Raw genomic sequence first — 3,454 nt, 5'->3', positions numbered from 1 at the left:
ATCAGTGCATAAAGGGCGCCCAGGCCGGGGCGCGCAGGTCCCCCGGCCCCGCGGACAGGCGGCGGCGCGGCTCGCCGTTCAGGGGGATGGTGTGCAGGCCGCCATCGGCGGCATAGAGGAGGAGTTGACCGTTGGGGGCAAAGCCCGGGGATTCGCCCATCCGGGAATCGGCGAGCGCCGTCAGCCGGCCGCTGACGCGGTCATGCAAAGCGATGCGGTGCTCTCCGCCCGCAATGCCGTGCACCAGGACGAGGTAGCGGCCGTCGCCGGGGGAGTACTCGGCGCGGGCGTTGTACTTGCCCTCGAAGGTGAGGCGGCGAATGGCGCCGCCCGCCAATTCGATCTCGTAGATCTGGGGGCTGCCGCTACGGTCGGAGGTAAAGATCAGCCGCTCGCCGTCCGGGGACCATGCCGGCTCGGTATCTATGGCCGGGTGGTCGGTTACCCGTTGCAGCAGCGCGCTCTCCACATGGAGGATATAAACCTCCGGATTGCCGTCCTTGGACAGCGTCATGCACAAGCGCTTGCCGTCGGGGGAGAAGCGCGGCGCGCTGTTGATGCCGGGCGCGGCGGAGACGCGGCGGCGAATGCCGGTGGCGACGTCCTGCAGGTAGATCGAGGAGCCGCTGCCCTCGAAGGATGCATAGGCGATCCGGCCGCCGTCCGGAGACCAGGCAAGCGACAACAGGGGGGCGGGACTCGCCAGCAGGACCCGCGGGGCGTGACCGTCGTAGTCGGCGACCCGCAGCGTGTAGCGCCGATTCCCGGCCCCCGCCCCGGCATCGGCAACATAGGCGATGCGGGTGGAGAAAGGCCCGCGCTCCCCGGTCAATTGCTCATAGACGATGTCGCTGACCCGGTGCGCGGCCTGGCGCAGCCGGCCGGACTGAACCGGCAGGCGCATACCGATGATCCGGGACTCTTTATACACGTCAACCAAATGGAACTCGATGCTTAAGCCGTCCTCCCCGGCGCCCGGCACCAGGCTCCCGATCAACAGGTTCTCGACGCCCAGCCGACGCCAGTCGGCGAAGCGCACCTCCGGGTAGCGGCGCGGCAACTGGGGCAGGTCGGCCACCGGGATGGGCGCGAACAAACCGCTGTAGCGCAAGTCGTCGGCGATCGCGCGCGCCGGATCGCGCTCGTCCCAGGCGGCGCCCGCTGCCTGGGGCGCGCCCTCCAAAGACGCGCCTTCCAGGGGCATGAAGGGGACGATGGCGATCGGCAGGGCGCTCTCCACCCCCTGATCTATCACGATCTCCAGGGCCGCGGCGTTGGCGCTCAACGCCAGCAAGCCGAAGCGCAAAAGTAGGCGGCGGTTCATCGCGCCCTTAATGCCAAGGATCGAATACAAAAGTCAACTCTTGCAGGCCGAGCCGCTCGAAGGCGGCCGCGTCCCGCGGCACCGGCAGCGGCGAGGATTTCTGCACGGCGGTCGCGGCGCGCCGGTCAAACACCGGGTCGCCGCTGGAGCTCGCTATGGCGACGCCGATCACTGCGCCGTCCGCCGCCAGGCGCACCCGCAATTTGCAAGTCTGTCCCCGGGCAAGGCCGGTGATATTGAAGTTGCTCCGTATATGCTCGGAGAGCGACTGTTGCAACTGCCGCAACAGTTCCTGGTCGCTGCGGCGCTGCTCGGCCTCGCGCCGCTTGCGCTCCATCTCTTCGCGCTCTTTGCGCTCTTTGCGGCGGCGCTCGGCCTCCTGCTCCAGGCGCTTGCGCTCTTCCTCAAGGCGCGCCTGTTCCTGTTCCAGGCGCTTGCGTTCCTCCTCCGCCTTGCGCTTGCGCTCTTCCTCGGCGACCCGTTGCCGCTGCAATTCGGCCAGGCGGGCCTGCTCTTCGCGGCGCTGCTCTTCCTGCTGCTGCTGGCGTTGCGCGGCACGTTGCTCGTCTTGCTTGCGGCGGCGCTCGAGTTCGCGGCGCTTATCCTCCTCCGCCTTGCGGCGGCGCTCGGCTTCACGGTGCTTCTGTTCCTCCGCCTTGCGCTTACTCTCGGCCTCGCGGCGCTTCTGTTCCTCCGCCTTGCGCTTGTTCTCGGCCTCGCGGCGCTTCCGCTCCTCCGCCTTGCGCTTGTTCTCGGCTTCGCGCAACCGTTGCTGCCGTTGCTTCTCCTCCGTCTGCTTGCGGCGCTCAATCTCTTGCAGGCGCTGCAACTCCTGCTCGACTTCTTTGGCATCCACGGACACCGCTTGCACCATGCGGCTGGGCGTCGGCGGCGGCGGCACGCGAATGGACGCGGGACGAAAACCCAGCGTCAGCAGCACGGCCAGCGCGCCGTGCACCAGCAAGGCATACAGTGCCGGCAACAGCAGGCCGTCCCCCCGGTGCAGGTTCAACCTCCCCCGCGCTCCGGCGGCTCCGTCACCAGCCCGACGCTCGGCACCCCTGCCCCCTGCAACAAGGCCATGACCTCGACGACGCGCGCATACTGCACTCGGCCATCGCCGCGAACATAGAAGGGAGTGCCGGGGCGGTGGCGCAGCAGGGCGCCGATGCGGTTCACCAGTTGCTCCGCCGGGATCGGCTGGTCCTGAGCATCGCCATAATTGACATAATACCGCCCCTCCACATCCACCGTGACGATCACCGGCTCGTGCTTGCCGGGCGGCAAAGGCTCGGAGGCGACGCCGGGCAATTCCACCCGCACCCCCTGGCTCAGCAGCGGCGCGGTAATCATAAAGATCACCAACAGCACCAACATCACGTCTATGTAGGGAACCACATTGATCTCCGCCATGGGGCGCCTGCGGCTGGAACTGGGCATATGCGGCTCAGGAGTGGGCGTAACGCTGCAAGATGGAGGAAAACTCGTCCACGAAAGCGTTATAACGGCTGACCAGCCGTTCCACATCGTTGACGAAGCGGTTATAGGCAATCACCGCCGGGATAGCGGCAAATAATCCCATGGCGGTGGCGATCAGCGCCTCGGAAATGCCGGGCGCCACCATGGCGATCGTGGCGTGCTGCACGTTGCCCAGGGCGCGAAAGCTGTTCATGATTCCCCACACCGTGCCGAACAGACCGATGTAGGGACTGGTGGAGCCTACCGTGGCCAGAAAAGTCAGGTGCGTCTCCAGGAAGTCCTCCTCGCGGGTCAGCGCCACCCGCATGGCCCGCTGCGCGCCCTCGACGACGGCCATGGGCTCGATCCCGGGCTGCTCGCGCAGCCGCGCGAACTCGCTGAAGCCGGCCTCGAAGACGGCCTCCATGCCGGTGGACTGCAAGCGCGAAGCGCTGATCCGATGATACAGAGGGTTCAAGTCCTTCGCCGACCAAAAGACGCCCTCGAAACGGCTCGCGTCCTGGCCCGCCATCCGCAACACCTTGTGCTTGCGAAAAATCATCGTCCAGGAAACGACCGAGGCGGCAAGCAGCAGCAACATGACCAGCTGCACCAGGAGGCTGGCCTCGGCGATCAGTTGCAGAAAAGACAGGTCAGCGCTCATGACAAACC

General features: G+C 66.9%; 4 protein-coding genes. All 4 read right to left on the bottom strand.

Annotated elements, in window-relative coordinates; all coding sequences use genetic code 11:
- Nucleotide 1 precedes the first annotated feature (1 nt).
- Genes tolB through tolQ form a run of 4 tightly spaced genes read right to left on the bottom strand, consistent with a single transcriptional unit; the run spans nt 2 to nt 3,446 of the window.
- The gene (gene tolB / locus OXU43_06475) at nt 2–1,324 is read right to left on the bottom strand and encodes a Tol-Pal system beta propeller repeat protein TolB (GenBank protein MDD9824798.1); all 1,323 of its coding nucleotides are present in this window, start codon (nt 1,322–1,324) and stop codon (nt 2–4) included.
- Between the two features lie 7 nt (nt 1,325–1,331).
- The gene (tolA, locus tag OXU43_06470; protein MDD9824797.1) at nt 1,332–2,336 is read right to left on the bottom strand and encodes a cell envelope integrity protein TolA; all 1,005 of its coding nucleotides are present in this window, start codon (nt 2,334–2,336) and stop codon (nt 1,332–1,334) included.
- The gene (tolR, locus tag OXU43_06465) at nt 2,333–2,737 is read right to left on the bottom strand and encodes a protein TolR (protein ID MDD9824796.1); all 405 of its coding nucleotides are present in this window, start codon (nt 2,735–2,737) and stop codon (nt 2,333–2,335) included. The genes tolA and tolR overlap by 4 nt, the downstream gene beginning before the upstream one ends.
- Before the next feature lie 34 nt (nt 2,738–2,771).
- Nucleotides 2,772–3,446, bottom strand: a complete 675-nt coding sequence (gene tolQ / locus OXU43_06460) for a protein TolQ (GenBank protein MDD9824795.1) — start codon at nt 3,444–3,446, stop codon at nt 2,772–2,774.
- Between the last annotated feature and the right edge of the window lie 8 nt (nt 3,447–3,454).

This window comes from Gammaproteobacteria bacterium (genome assembly GCA_028817255.1).
Classification (GTDB): Bacteria; Pseudomonadota; Gammaproteobacteria; order Porifericomitales; family Porifericomitaceae; genus Porifericomes; species Porifericomes azotivorans.
Note: the sequence above shows the minus strand (reverse complement) of the source record. Positions and strands in the feature narration are given on the sequence as shown.